This window comes from Nitrospira sp. BLG_1 (assembly GCF_047338595.1).
GTDB lineage: Bacteria > Nitrospirota > Nitrospiria > Nitrospirales > Nitrospiraceae > Nitrospira_D.
The window spans coordinates 1-14,255 of sequence record NZ_JBLFBO010000007.1 but is presented as its reverse complement, the minus strand read 5'-3'; the positions used below and the strand labels follow the sequence as shown (position 1 = coordinate 14,255).

Annotated in this window: 14 protein-coding genes; all 14 read right to left on the bottom strand. The window is 52.1% G+C overall.

Annotation, left to right across the window (positions count from 1 at the left end; all coding sequences use genetic code 11):
- Window positions 1–3: 3 nt before the first annotated feature.
- Window positions 4–948 carry a glycosyltransferase family 2 protein gene (locus ACMTNU_RS08745; RefSeq protein ID WP_413934855.1) on the bottom strand — a complete coding sequence of 315 codons (945 nt, stop codon included), beginning with the start codon at window positions 946–948 and terminating at the stop codon, window positions 4–6.
- Window positions 948–1,853, bottom strand: coding sequence for a glycosyltransferase family 2 protein (locus tag ACMTNU_RS08740; protein ID WP_413934854.1), 906 nt, complete (start codon window positions 1,851–1,853; stop codon window positions 948–950). Before ACMTNU_RS08740 ends, ACMTNU_RS08745 begins: the two co-directional genes overlap by 1 nt.
- Before the next feature lie 5 nt (window positions 1,854–1,858).
- Complete coding sequence (locus ACMTNU_RS08735) at window positions 1,859–2,797, bottom strand: methyltransferase domain-containing protein (protein ID WP_413934853.1); 939 nt, start codon at window positions 2,795–2,797, stop codon at window positions 1,859–1,861.
- A gap of 85 nt (window positions 2,798–2,882) precedes the next feature.
- Window positions 2,883–3,533, bottom strand: coding sequence for a class I SAM-dependent methyltransferase (locus ACMTNU_RS08730; protein ID WP_413934983.1), 651 nt, complete (start codon window positions 3,531–3,533; stop codon window positions 2,883–2,885).
- A 256-nt stretch (window positions 3,534–3,789) separates the two neighbouring features.
- On the bottom strand, window positions 3,790–4,512 hold the full coding sequence (locus ACMTNU_RS08725; RefSeq protein WP_413934852.1) for a phosphocholine cytidylyltransferase family protein: 723 nt from the start codon (window positions 4,510–4,512) through the stop codon (window positions 3,790–3,792).
- A gap of 144 nt (window positions 4,513–4,656) precedes the next feature.
- On the bottom strand, window positions 4,657–5,298 hold the full coding sequence (locus ACMTNU_RS08720) for a gamma-glutamyl-gamma-aminobutyrate hydrolase family protein (RefSeq protein ID WP_413934851.1): 642 nt from the start codon (window positions 5,296–5,298) through the stop codon (window positions 4,657–4,659).
- Window positions 5,295–7,619 carry a PEP-utilizing enzyme gene (locus tag ACMTNU_RS08715; protein WP_413934850.1) on the bottom strand — a complete coding sequence of 775 codons (2,325 nt, stop codon included), beginning with the start codon at window positions 7,617–7,619 and terminating at the stop codon, window positions 5,295–5,297. The genes ACMTNU_RS08720 and ACMTNU_RS08715 overlap by 4 nt, the downstream gene beginning before the upstream one ends.
- 9 nt (window positions 7,620–7,628) lie before the next feature.
- A complete protein-coding gene (locus ACMTNU_RS08710; protein WP_413934849.1) occupies window positions 7,629–8,375 on the bottom strand; it encodes a class I SAM-dependent methyltransferase in 747 nt (248 codons plus the stop codon).
- Window positions 8,372–8,911, bottom strand: coding sequence for an adenylyl-sulfate kinase (locus ACMTNU_RS08705; RefSeq protein WP_413934848.1), 540 nt, complete (start codon window positions 8,909–8,911; stop codon window positions 8,372–8,374). Before ACMTNU_RS08705 ends, ACMTNU_RS08710 begins: the two co-directional genes overlap by 4 nt.
- Window positions 8,908–10,074: a sulfotransferase domain-containing protein gene (locus ACMTNU_RS08700; RefSeq protein ID WP_413934847.1), complete on the bottom strand. Its 1,167-nt coding sequence runs from the start codon at window positions 10,072–10,074 to the stop codon at window positions 8,908–8,910. The genes ACMTNU_RS08705 and ACMTNU_RS08700 overlap by 4 nt, the downstream gene beginning before the upstream one ends.
- Before the next feature lie 20 nt (window positions 10,075–10,094).
- On the bottom strand, window positions 10,095–11,591 hold the full coding sequence (locus ACMTNU_RS08695; protein ID WP_413934846.1) for a lipopolysaccharide biosynthesis protein: 1,497 nt from the start codon (window positions 11,589–11,591) through the stop codon (window positions 10,095–10,097).
- A gap of 252 nt (window positions 11,592–11,843) precedes the next feature.
- A complete protein-coding gene (locus ACMTNU_RS08690; protein WP_413934845.1) occupies window positions 11,844–12,404 on the bottom strand; it encodes a UpxY family transcription antiterminator in 561 nt (186 codons plus the stop codon).
- Between the two features lie 88 nt (window positions 12,405–12,492).
- Window positions 12,493–13,080 carry a winged helix-turn-helix transcriptional regulator gene (locus ACMTNU_RS08685; protein WP_413934844.1) on the bottom strand — a complete coding sequence of 196 codons (588 nt, stop codon included), beginning with the start codon at window positions 13,078–13,080 and terminating at the stop codon, window positions 12,493–12,495.
- Between the two features lie 105 nt (window positions 13,081–13,185).
- Window positions 13,186–14,211 (bottom strand): glycosyltransferase family 9 protein, encoded by a 1,026-nt coding sequence (locus ACMTNU_RS08680; RefSeq protein WP_413934843.1) that lies wholly within the window; start codon window positions 14,209–14,211, stop codon window positions 13,186–13,188.
- Window positions 14,212–14,255 lie beyond the last annotated feature (44 nt).

The window sequence follows — 14,255 nt, the reverse complement described above, 5'->3', positions numbered from 1 at the left end:
ATCTCATCTTCTCACGAGACCTGTCGGCGACCATCGCAGCCCGGAAGCCAAACGCCTCCTCACCCATCGAAACATCGCACCCAGCTGACCACCCGTCTGCCTGAACAGGGCCTTCTTCACCAGAGCATAGTCATGGTCTATGATCTGTGGCACGGTCGGAAACGACACCGGCTCCTCCGAGATCGGCTGCCGCGACAACGTCCATCGCAACACACGCGACCCGTGTGTACCGCTGTCAAAACCGATATTTCTCACAAAAGATCGTGGGGGGAAGAGCGCCATCCCGCCTCTCAAGAACACACTCAGATACCAACGGATAGCCCACGAATCGATCTTCCCGTCCAACTGCATCTGTAACATCGTCGCATAGTCGAAATGGTCATCCAGATTAAACCGTTTCCTCAACGCACCATCATCACGAATCTTTTCCCAGCTTTGCGCCGTTGGATCGAACTGCTTCCAGGCCCTTTCCCAAGTCCCCCATCCCCAGGATGTCACGAACGGCACAAACAGCGCCTCTGTCCGCCCGGCGAATTCAGACACATGGGCAATATGGCCGGAGATCTGCATGACACGGGCATCGTGCTCATAGCATGTCAGCGCATCGTTCATGTAGGACAAAAACCTTGAGGACGTCACCAAATCATCTTCCACCACGATGACACGGCCATACTTCTCACACAGACCAGTGACCCCATCGATAATGGAACTGGCTAAACCATAGTTTGTCGGTCGCTCGATGATCGTGACAGACTGAAACCCGGTGATGGTTCTGATAAAAGACCGGACCTCCTCAACCGGCTGCCGTGACGCTTCGTGTCTGGGCGCATCGGAAAAGATGTGAAGCGGAGTTCCATCGGCAAATCTATTAGCCGCCAATGCTGCGACGGTCTGCCTGGTGAGATCAGGACGGTTGTAAACGAACAACGCAACAGGTGCGCGGGACACTACTGATCCTTCTGCGGTAACGAGATCGCTTTGAACCAAAAGAGAATATAAGGCTTCAGCCACGCCAGAAACCACAAAGGTCCCTTATGCCGATACGTAAATACTCCCCATGCCTTGATCGGGAACCCCTTCGGCCCGAGCAATTGCTTCCATTGTGTCAAGAGTGGTGCCTGGTTGCCCGCATGAACTCCTAGTTGATCATTGGCTGTGCAGGTCCCGTAGTAACCTGGCGCAATGGAGACCCGGCATCCGCTCTTGATGGCCCGCAAGCCATAGTCGAGATCCCCCATACTGTGCACAAAAGCAGCATCGAGATTTCCGATTCGCTGGACGACAGATTGAGGAATCAACACGATGTTGCCGTTCATCGTATCGCACGCGAGCGGCCTCTCCATATCCGGAGGTACTTTCTCCCATGAGATCAAGCCCGTCGGCTTTCGATACCGACTCCATCCACCGTACGTAAAGCGACCTGTCTTCGGATCGCGGGTGCTGCCGACGACGATGGTCGCATCGCATGCATCCCGAGAAACTACCCGGTAGACATCCAGCAGACGCATCAATGCGCCCTGATCAAGCAGGGTATCGTCATTAAGCCAGAAATAGAAATCATAGTTCCTGTTGATCGCCTCTTGAAATGCCCATCGCACACCGCCGCACCAAAACAAGTTCCCATCTCCGGCGAGGATGGTGGCTTGAGGAAAGAGATCGTGAACCGCTTGCGCCGTTCCGTCACTCGACCCATCGTCCACAACAATCAGATCCAGGGATACTCCGGGAACAGCCTGAGCTTTCAAGGAACGGATACTTTGCGTGGTCGAGACGACCCTGTTATGGCAGGCCATGAGGGCTGCGATACGCACGACGGAAACACCTTGTCCGTCGCGGACGATATCATCGGCCATCACGCTTATCGTTTCCTGAACTGCAAGACTAAACAGTCTTTTTCGCGGAACGGGAATTCGATCATCCGCAACAGAACCATCAATAGGTAGCGCAGAGGGGTGACATCCAACCAATTCCGGTGCCAATCCAATCGATGTTCCCCCGGATAGAGAGCCGCTTTTAGATTCAACCGAAACCACGATTCCGGTGTACGGCTCCATGCCTGAACCAGATCAAACCCGTGCTGATCGGCCAACTTTTCCACTACCCCGCGTGTGTAATGAAAGAGATGAAACGGCGCAAACCAGCCGCTGACCCAATTGTCCTTGAAGATGTTCCGCCACATGCTCGCTGCGTTGGGTACAGCGAGATACAGCATCCCACCATCTTTCAGGACTCTCCCAAGCTCACGAAGAAACCCGTGAGGATCACGAAGATGCTCAAATACTTGCATAAGGTAAACAACATCGAACTCATTCGCTGGAAACGGAACATGCGAAAAATCTTCCACCTTCCGCACATCATAGCCATGATTCCGGCATGCATCGACCGCATACGGAGCAATCTCTGCCCCTGATATCGCCACCCCACGATGATGGAAATCCCTCAGATAGCCGGCATGGCCACACCCATAATCGAGGACTCGCGCTCCTGTAGGGATTTCCACAAAATCACGTGGGTCCACATCGCCACTGAGCCAGTGGTACAGCTTCCTGAGATTCGGAGCGCGTGACCCCGTTCCCTGCGACAGATTGACCGTGTTATCCTGTGAATACATGTGGTAATACGAGGCCAACTCGTCGTCCGTCGGCAGTGGCACCATAGAAAAAATTGTGCATTTTTGACACTCGGCAACTCGCCACACTCCAGGCAACCCCTTCCTTCTATCGCTCAGAAGAAGCCCTCCGGTACAGTCCAATGCCTTTTCATAACAGACTGGGCAGACGCCCTTGGAAAGAGGCATCTCCCTGTAAGCCTCCTGCCTTGCCTTGGTTTCAGAAACGATCACGCTTTGAATTGGCCCTCCTCACGTAAGGAAAAGCACGACGTTAAACGCCTATTTTCGTGAGGACAATCAGGGCATGATCAGGAAATCGTGATGGCAATCCATTATATTTCTTCCGCATCACCATCCGCTTAAAATGACTCAGCACCATCCTGTAGAAAGGATAGTTATACGCAGCCGCCGCATAGGTTGGAACCCAATGTTCAAGTTTGAAGTTAGATAGGCTCTCAAAAAACAATCTGGACGGAAAAACAATATGCTCAGGATACTGGACATACCACCAATGAGCACCGGCGGCCCTTGCACTCACAGACTGAATATCGCCCGTCAGTACAATCAACTTGCCCCCCTTAACCAGCTTGCCATGGCAATTACTCAGAAAGGTCGGAATGTCATGGAGATGCTCGATCAAATCAAATGCCGTGATGATTTCAAACTGACCCGACACCTCGTCAAAGGCTTGATAGGGTGTATGCCCTTTGCCGCGTATGACCTCGCGACTGTCATCGGAATATTCCAATCCCGACGTTACACACCCGAATTTTCCAGCAAAGTCCAGTAGCTCACCCGTATTGCAACCGACATCCAAGACACGTCCTTTGTCACTAAATACCAGGGACATTGCATGCACAACCTCCGACGTTTTCAGCTGTTCAAATGGAACTCTTGACCAACGATCGCCGGCTCGAGACATCGAATACAAGGTTGTGGTCGTCGCCTCTGGAATAATATTTTGAACGAATCCGGAAGAACATTGATCGCAAACCCATATCTCAGGCCGGTGACTCAACCTGATCTTCCGGGAAGAGAAACTCACTGTTCCGCTATAGTCCGCACGATCTAACTTGCGGACACTGCTTGAATGACAGAGTGGACAGCCATTTCGCCTATAGCTATTATCCACAAGCGTGACATTCATCGTTCACAATCACGCGATAACCGGGGTTGTATTACGCTCCTCCGCCATATATTGCTAAGTCCTCTGCGCTATCTACTTCGCCCCACTCTGCAGTGTACGGCAATGCACGGACTTTGACTCCATACTCTGTGATCAGCCGTTGCAACATTCCCGTCATGTCGAGCTTGTCAGACAGTGCCGGCACCAGTCCTGCGAGCAACGATTCGACCTGTCGCCACGATACTGGGGTAAACCGCAATAGCCCCATATATTGACCTTGGACATCCTCGATCTGCTTTGGCTTCTGCCCTATTTCAAGCAAATCGCTATTGTCATCTATCCGGAATGTTTCCGCATCTGATAAGGGATCTGCAAACCGGTCCTCCCATAACGCGCGCCAATTGGGGTCATAGGTTATCGCCAGTTGGGAATTCGTATCCATCAACATCCGTACGGCACTAGCATCATAAAAAATGTCCGAGTAGCTCACCACGCAGGGTGCGTTCCTCAACCATTTAGACGCACAGGCGAGGGAACTAACCATGTTGGTCTCAGCCCAGCGTGGATTGTCGAACGGCGTGAGGCCAAACTCTTCGAGCATTTCTTTACGATACCCCCGCACAATGCCAATCTCAGTAATTCCAGCTCCCTGCAGTGCCGAAGTTTGCCATTGCAGTAGGGTTTTGCCACGTAACTCCACCATACATTTGGGTCGTTCATCCGTTAAGCATTTCATGCGGCTGCCCCGACCGGCAGCGAGAATAATGGCTCTCATCACAATTCGGTCTCAAGCGAGAGGGCGCAGGTCACCTGAGCAGCAGAGAGTGCCTTGTTCGGCCTATGGTCGACACGCTCTCCCCCCTCTCGTGTCCACGCCATACCGCATGGCTGAGCAAATCCGGCTATTTCCAGTTCCCACTTAACCATGAATCAGTGCCCGAAACCTGTTCATATCCAAGGATGAGAAGGTGCTTTCACGCTCAGGATGCCACATCCAACCTTCCCATGGCAGGGCCTCGTGACGCACAGCCTCAATCGTCCCATCTTCAGCGCGTGCCATCACCACAAACCCCGGCGGGCAATCGGCCAAAGAGACATTATGGAAGCTATTTACCTCGTCCGGCCACTCACCTGAACTTGCTGCTATTTGCAAGTGGTGACGGGTACGCACATGACCACTCACCGCCATGAGGCTACCATTCGCCCACACCGCCATCATCTGCATCCCCCGACAGATTCCTAACACAGGCAACCCGTGGTCCTTGGCATAGGCCAGCAAACGATGCTCGGTGCTGTCACGCTCAGGAACTTCACCGATATCATTCCCGCCTGAAAGCAACACCGCATCTGGATTTATGGCAAATAACCAGTCTTGTAGCCCCATCCTTTTATCATCGCGGTTAGCCTTTACGGGCACAAAAGTATTGGGCACTGGTACCGGTATGCAGCCAATAGCACTCAGCCACTGACACAAGCGCTGATCCACTGCATCGCGCCGCTCAGACCGGTCTACCCATACGTCAACCCGCTGGCTCACGGCCACTTTCACCACCGTGCTCACGCCAGCACCTCCACCCGGCGCCCGGCGCAATCCACGTGCAGGCGAGTGGCCTGCGACCAGCGCCGATACAGCATCTCTCCTGCACCGATGACTGCGGGTAAGCCCATTTCCCCGGCACGAATTGCCATATGTGAATTCGCTCCACCCCAAGCCGTAATCAGTCCTGCTATGGGACAGGCAAATAACCAGTCGAACCCAGGATCGGCATTGGGAATACAGACAATGGCTCCGACCAGTTTCTCGCGTGAACTACATCCCGCGATCGGAGCCGTGACCTGCTTTTGAGTTATGAAATTGGGCGACGCTTCCGGCAATTCAAATGCCCACACATCTTCCGGTCTCGCAATTACAGGAGGCAGGGAAAGTGCAAGCGTCTCGCTGTAGCGAGCCGCTCCTTCCTCAATGGAGCGAGCAAGCAGGCTCTTTGGATCAGCTGCCGCCACATGCAGTTCCCTGAATGCAGCGATGTCGCAGTAAGCAAGACTCTCTGTCGAAAATCCCCATTCCGCTCCGTAACTGGACACCAAGGCGAGAACATCGGATAGGTTGCGTGTGAAATGAAACTTTGCCAATTCTCTCAATTCAATTCCAGCTTGCAGGAAATTGAACAATTCAACAGGGTCCGGCTGCAGATCATGCGCTTCCAACAGTTGTACAATCTCGCGCATCTGCGGCAATGTCATTGAGAACGGTTTGGTAGTCTCTTCCAAAGGAGGGCGTTGATCCCAGTCAAAATATAGCTCCGGCGCCTCATCGTAGCGAGGCGACAAAATGTCATAGGTCCCAGGCCGTAAATGTCCATAGCGCGCCAGAAAGGTGGCTTTGTCTAGGATTGCCCGATCTCTGGCCAATTGGCTACTCACGGTAGACACACTTCCCATAAACGAATCATAGTCGGATTGTGTAAGGACCCCGACCGTGATCAACGATTTGAGCATTTGTATGGCAACAAAGCCTGCCCGTGCTAACCCGGCAAATGGCAAGGTCCCGTAACGCTTGGCGTCTTCTAGCAACCAATAGATACGCTCCAGTGGGTCCGAGCTAGAAACCAGTAGTTGCTCGCGGCGTTGTTTGAGAATATCCAATTTGGCGGCATCGGATCGCCACAGGCCATCTTGCGGATGTACGATGCGGTTCGTAAGGGTTCGAAGGCTATCGGCAATCGATCTTTGTTCCCCAGCTGAGAATCTCGCTTCTGTTAGGCACTCAAGACGTGCCGGCAGATCCAATGTGTAGCATGAAAATACAATCTCGAACTCCACCTTGTCATGCAGAGTGGGCTCGGCTAACAATCTGTCAATGTAATAATCCACCAGACGTCCGGCCAATTTCTCATCCAAATCTGCCGGAATGAATGAATTGAACGACAACCTCACATCGATGTAGGGCAACCCGAAGAAGTGCGGCATCAGCGGGAAACTACGCAGGTTCCGGTAACCGTAGTTATTCCTTTGATATGCCCAAATGGCATCTGTCACGAGCTCACGGTACAGTGACAATGCAAGCGGTTTGGGGCGCACCCCGATAATTTCGGCAGGGTTCCAATCCGGCATCACGCCGTAGACTGTGCGCCGTCCCATCAGAAAAGGATGCGAACGCATTCCACGTGCTACTTTGTCCGCAATCAATGTAAGCCTCTGCGCCTGCGCTTCAGGCGACTGACCGGCTGTCGGCATGACCAATGGACGGACCTGCAAGAGCCATAGCGTGTCCGTATCATCTTCATGGGTGACAGCAAACTCGCTATCCAGCGGTACCCCACCAAACAGTGTCAGTAATTCATCCAACAACGCCACCGTACCAACCAATTCAGGCGGAGGCGGAAACGGTGACAAAGCGGCACCCTGCCATGTTCTTCCGCCACACCCCCCTGTCACCCTGGCAGTATCTGATCCTTCACTCCAGTTCACCACTCGATAGGATGCGCACGTATTAGGATCATGGGAAAACGCCACCCCAGATCGGACAACGTGTTGCAACATGGGCTGTATCAGCACTTCATTGGCATCGACCACTGCCCCATACGAGGCAATCACCTGCTCAATCGCGCGCTCCAGCCCTTCCGCTGGTACATCCCGCAAGGTCAGATAAGCCCCGGCATTAGATGTGCTTACACCATCCTCCAGTTGGCAACTAGAGCGTACAATCAATGGAGCAGCCCCCAGAGAGGCAGAGACCTGTGCGAGACAGCTTCTGCGATCCCGCCGCCAGTCGGCCACGGTGAACAGCACGAGTCGTGCAATACGGGCAGATTTCATCCTGTGTTGTAGCTGCGCCAACGTGCCAGCTTTGGTGGTGAATCTCAGGATTCTGGATGCCATGTGCTTGCCTTACACTAATTGCGCAACCCAAATGTTGGTGAAGTACGGAATGCGGATGGTATCTTGACCCAGCCCTTTGAGATAATCCTCAATAGTCTGCACAACTGTTGGGAAATTGAGGCCAGCCTGGCGTGCCAAGGTTGCATGGGATCGCCATGCCTCCACACACTCTTCGATGGACTGTTCATGTACCACGCTGGCATCCACATGCACCACTGGGCCAAACAAACCGCTGTCCTCAATCACCGTTGTCTGATTTTCCCGGCGCGTACCATAGCCATAGCCCGGCACCAGCGCTTTGATAATGGATTCGATACGGTCCTGTATCGGGTCATCCAATTGACGATGGTTCCACATGCAAGCGAACCAGCCATTCGGCCTGAGAATACGGGCAGTTTCCTTAAGAGCCACCTGACGGTCGCATACATTGAATGAACTACCAAAGGTGACCATATTAAACGACTGGCTTGTTTGGCCGGTCTGTTCACCCGTGCCCTCAAACCAGCGCACATTCGGTAACGAAGCCGTGCGCTTGATCCCGTTGGCACGCATCGCATTATTGGGTTCCACTGCCGTGACATCAAATCCTCGAGCTGCAAGCATCAACGTCAAATGAGCCACTCCAGCCCCGATGTCACAAACTGCACCCGACTTGAGACCGGCAATAGACAGCATGGCGTTTATAGCCGGGCTCGAATAATCTGGACGCTTGAGATAGGCATTCGCCAAAGTAGTGTAATCCCATTCAGTTTTCATCGAAAGTTTTCCTTCTTGAGATGTTTCATCAAATCTTCCGCCACTGCATCAACCGATTTCGATGGGTCAAATTCAAGAACCCAATCTGCCGATTCCGGTTCATCGATGGGCAAATCCAGTCCAGCCACATTTGAAAGTTCACCGACATCGAAACGCCGGTATATATCTTTGGAGTCACGGCGGCGAAGTTCTTCCACTGGCACTTTTAGGTATACCTCAAAATAACCAGGCAGATTTGCCCGATTCCAAGCATGGATTTCGCGAAACAGGGAGATGGTGGCAATCACCACCGTCACCCCCTGTCCAGCAAGGATTCGGCACAAATGTGCATACTGAAAAGCCAGTGCCAACCGCCCTTCGCGACCGTGGTTCTGGGTATTGGCCGCCGTCGCACCAAACACATTACGCAACTCATCACCATCCAAGAATACAACCGATTCCCCACCCACACGAAGCCGCGCAACAATCTCACGCGCCAGCGTTGTTTTTCCCGCTCCTGAAAGTCCCGTGATCCAATATACTGCCGCGTGTTTCACGCGTTATGCCAACCATTAAAATTCTTAAAAAGGTTCCTATACCGCCACACAAAGCCCCTCACACTTGAGGGAAGGCGGATATCGTGTTTTTCCATGGCACGAATGACTCTCCACCACGGCTTGACGGTAATCCGCCTGACCAGTCCCTGGATCTTCCGAATGCCACCACCGTCTTTAGCCTCAAGCATCAGCTCTTCTAACCCCTGTAATAGCGCAAAGGTTTCATATGCGGAATAGCCGGATCTTTTCAGCATATCCTCATCCAGCGACAAAACAAATTGTAGAACTTGAGTCCTATTGCCCCCAATATCCTTATCATCACTTTCGACGTGCCAGAAGTTTGATGCAACCGGAAGGTGCTTATAAAAGCCAAGCACACTCGCATGCGGCATGTAACTTTTCTTGAAGGCTTTCACCTGTTGCTCATAGCCAAAACATGCAAGCAATCTGCCAGTGCCTTCAGCAATTCTCGCGATATTGGCCGCCTCATCTGAAGATTGCCACGAACCGACTTGACTGGCCCGATTAATCAACTCCGTGTCTTCAGGATGCTGCTCTCGATATTTCTTTTCGGCAATCGCAGCCTGCTCAAATGTAGAGTTTTCAAGCGCATCCATAATTTCCCGTTCTTCCGCTTGAATCCCCACGAAATGCAAGATGTCCCTGATCGTACGGTTGGCGTCCCGCTTGTAATCTTCGAAACGAAAAAACCTGAAATTCGACTGTTGCAGCCAGACTTCGTTAAACAGACACCATGTATCGATCTTATTGCGTAACGTGTATGGATCCGGAAAATCCAAAAACTCGCCGAAAGCCATTTCTGGCGATTCGCGACGATACCGAGACAACAGGGCGTCACGCGGGTCACGCACGAAATATATGATCCGATGCGCCTGATGCCTAGCGGTCGGCCAATGATGTGTCCACTCAATTTCGATATCCTTACGGAAATCAAATACTTGCCGTGAGCTAAGAATCGGAAGCCATTTTTTTAGTCGGGTTTCGGCTGGGTTAAGCGTATAGCCTTCTGGCATGGAAGGTTCCCACATTTCACCCATAGTCTCTCGGTATGTCTTTATGCCAAGTTCAAGAAAGCAATTGATTAGCCAGGTGGCTCCTGACGGCTCACGCGGGGAAATGAGGTACAGTTTTTCCGGCTTCATCTATACGCGCGTACTTTTCATCAAGAACTATGACTGGGCCAACCTGTGGAAACTCTTATGATACGAATCGACAACGGTTCCAACATGAGGCAGCACAGAAATATTGCGGCGATCATGCTCTCCACAATCAGAACACCTGTGATATCAGTAATGAAATACCCAACGAGCACAGCAAACACGGAAGCTGCCAGCAAAAATGTAGCCCGTGCCGCCACTCTTTGAATTTCCTGTTTGAATCCCACAATAACACCGATCATTCGCACATACCGATGATATTCAGCCCACGCATTGTAGGCTGTAGTTAGCGACAATCCGATCCCTGCACCCCATAGGCCCAAAAAGGGGATCAAGGTCATTGATGCGATACAGTTCAGCACCGCCAGATTCAGGTGCATCCGAAAGATAAAGCCTAGATCACGAATTCCAATCAGAGCGCTGTACAAAGGGCCAGCAAAAACGATACCGATACTGGACGGAATGAGAGTAAAGTAGAAGACTGGTAGATATTCCATTTCACCTCCCAGCCAATAACGTGAAACCAGTACCATTAATGCGCAGCCAATACCGTGCATCAAGATGGCGGGGACTAGTCCGTAATGCAGCACCTTGAGATAGTCACTGCCCCCCTCAATACTCAACTTACTCGACAATTGCAGAAACGTACGGCACGCCCCTCCAAAAAGTCCTCGAATGCCCATAACAAGCTTCATGGCGACTTCATAGGTTGAGACGCTTGTCGGCCCAACAAATCGGTTCAGCAAGAATTTATTGAACGGGTCGAAGAATATGTTGACCAGATTCGCCCCCTGCAACGCAACGCCCTGACTCAATAAACCAGAAAATAATCTGATTGTTTCGGCTGATGGTTTGAATGATCTCAGATGTTTCATTCTCAAGCGCAACCACGTAGCCAGCAATAAGTCGATTACTCCACCTACCAGCATAAACTTTCCAATATCAACGATGGTCAGCTTATGGAGAGAGTAAGAGCCAAACACAATCAAAGTAAAAACTGCCGGCGGGCCGAAGATTTGTGCCTTGGCGGCAAGGTCGAACCGCCCTAAACTCTCAATGACAGCCACATGGCCTGCCCCCAGTATCTGACAAATCGCGATGAGTACGACGAACACGAGCAACTGTGAAAGTTGACTTTCAATTAGAATATCGCCTCCCCAGTAAACAAAGGTATGTAGGAAAGGCTGTCCGAGGAAAAACGCGGCGGAACCAAGAATGGCCACACCTACTAACGTCACCGTCCACACAGCAGAAAATAGGATGTCTAAACCATGCACAGAATTTGGCTGGCGCTGTAACTCAGCAGCATGCGTAACAGCAATGGTATGTATGCTGTTAAGTAAGGCCACATAAAAAGCCGTGATTGACAGCATGACGGTCAAGTAACCATATGAAACCGCTCCGGCTAGATTTATCGCCAAAAGGAGATTGCCCAATCCGAACAAGAGGCGAACCGCGGCCGAAACTCCTCCCCATGAGGCATTCCTAAATAAATTTGGCATGGAGCAAAGCCCGCGTGCTAAAGGCATTCATGAACAAGGATGGCCAGTATTCCGGTTGAGTTACCGGTGAAATTACTGTCTAGCAGACTCTGGGAAACCTGGGTTGGATGAGACAGCGGTACTCCCAATCCACTCACCTGAGCCAACAAAGCTCTTCCCAGATGAGGTGGCCTCCCACCGTAGGGCCCGCTGGGAGTGAGTGACTTCATGAGTTTTCCGCACCCCCCTCAATATAATGCTCCGTACCGATGTTCACATCGCCGCCACATCATTCACATCGATCTCTACCGCTGCCGCTTGTTGAATCAGATGTACTCCGATAACCAACCGATGTCGCTTCTCTTTCCGTAGCAGAATTCCGTGAATGCCCTGCAAGGGTCCACGAACAACTTCCACTCTCATGCCTTCATGAAGATACGGATGAGGATCATAAGGAAGAACACTGGTCACAAGACGCCGAAGTGCGTCGATCTCAAGCTCTGGAATCGGTTCAGGCCGACTTCCACTTCCGACAATTTCAACGACGCCGATTGTCTTCTGTACCGGCGTCTTTTCGTGCTGACCGAACCGCACAAAACAGTAGCCTGAAAATAACGGAATCTCGATTTCTTTCCTTCGATCCTTCCACTGGCTCAGCCGTTTGACCGTCGGAAGCAGCGGCTCGATTCCCTGTTTATCCAACTGGTCTCGCACCAATTTCTCGTGACGAGACTTCGTTCGAAGGGCATACCAGTTGAGATTGTCTGCCTGGTCCATGTGGTTGATCTCGTCTGTCTGGTCTATCTCGTCGGTTTCGTCTGTCCAAATAGACAAGATAGAGGCCGCCTCGACCAGAGAAACGGTTTTTGATACAGCTTCGCCCTCTCACTTACAGTGAATAAAAAACCGGTGTCTTGCGCGCTTACACCGACAACGTCAGCGCGATAATTTTGCTGTCCGGAACCTGCTGATGCTCCAGTTTGGTGCGGACCCCAGCCTGCTGATCGAAGTTTGCCAGCAGCACCGCATCAAACTGCCATTCCCGCAATACGTCCGACGACCAGACGGGATACGACAGAAACGATTCCTGCCGTCCATCATCCACAAATCCCACCAATGTCATCTGCATCTCGCGGAGGGACAGATAAGCCATCTCCGCAAGTTCACTGGTTCCATAAATGACGACTCGGTTCATTCCATTCCGAGCCATATGAGATAGGGCTTCCCGAAGTCTCGCGCGCATATCGCGATAATGAGACAGTGCGTACTCCATGTGAAGGAAAGTCAGCCTTGACTTCTCAGCAGCCCCTTCTGGCGTCAACACGTAGCGAACACGGTGGGAAGGGATCGTGGTAATGGCGATATGCCCGTTTCGGACCAATCGCTTCAGGTACAAATTTGCAAGCCCCAAGGCCACCCCGAGCTTTGCCGCAAGGGACCGCTGCGTCACCCCGCCGTCTCGCTCCACCTCGGTCAGCAAGAGCAAATCTCGTTGGCCTTGAAGATTCATAGAGTTATGAGCTCTTGGACGGTACGTTCAGGATATGAACATATACGTGCGGTAGAGTCAAGGCCAATAGCGACAACCCATCATATATCCCGCTGACGATTGGCTTTAGACGTGGTGTATGACGAGAGCCGAAGGGGTATCAAGCACCTGTCTAATGGCGGCTGCCACGTTGTCGACCGTGAAATGGTCAAGACAATCCCAATATGAACAAGCGTCACCGATACATTTGTCACAGGTAGGAACATCTGGACGAAGCACGACTCCCGTTCCTAGTGGCTTCCATCTCACCGGCAAATTGTTTCGACGAGGATCAAACAGGCTGACCGTGGGGATTCCCAGCGCTGCCGCCATGTGGGCCGGCCCTGTGGCTCCCGAAACGACCACATGAGCATTGGCGATCACGGCCATGAGCTGGCGGAGCGACAGTTGCCCCATGCAATTCTTGATCTCGGTTGGGATCTTCACAGTAGACAGAGCACTGGATTCAAATTCTTTTTTTTCTGACTCGCTGCCGGTCAACATCACCCCATAACCGGCTTGTGCCAACTCAAAAGCCAAATCCCGGTAAGACTCCGGTCGCCATCGGCGTGCCGAAAAGCCTCCCGGATGAACGACGACTCGTGGACCGGGCAGATTCGCCCACGACGATCTCCCGACAGTTCGCTCGTGCTCAGTGACGAACAGAGTCGGAGGTTGAACCTTTCGGGGACTCAACCCCAGCCCTCTCAACATGTCGACGTTATACTCTGATTCATGTTTTGAAAACTCACTGCGATGTTCATAGATCCGTCGATTCGACAAGGGACTATACCAGCGATAGCCCGTCGCGATTCGAATCGGCACCCGTACCAGCCAGGCTGCCCACATCAGGCGGCGAAACGGTTTGAGAAACACCGCCACCTCAACTCCCTGTGAAAAGGCACGACGCAATTCTGCCAACGGATCTGTCAGCCGAATGGTGCGGACAGCATCCACATCAGGATGGTGCTCAAGCAGCGGCGCCACGGTGGGACTGGTTAAAAACTCGACTCTGACCCCTGGCATGAGTTCCCGTAGTTGCGTTGCCACAGGGAGCGAGAGAAGCACATCGCCGATACCATCGGGACGAACGATCAAGACATTCATTGACATGGGGCGTGAGCCGTCAACTTTGGCCGAATAATATCACCCACGGG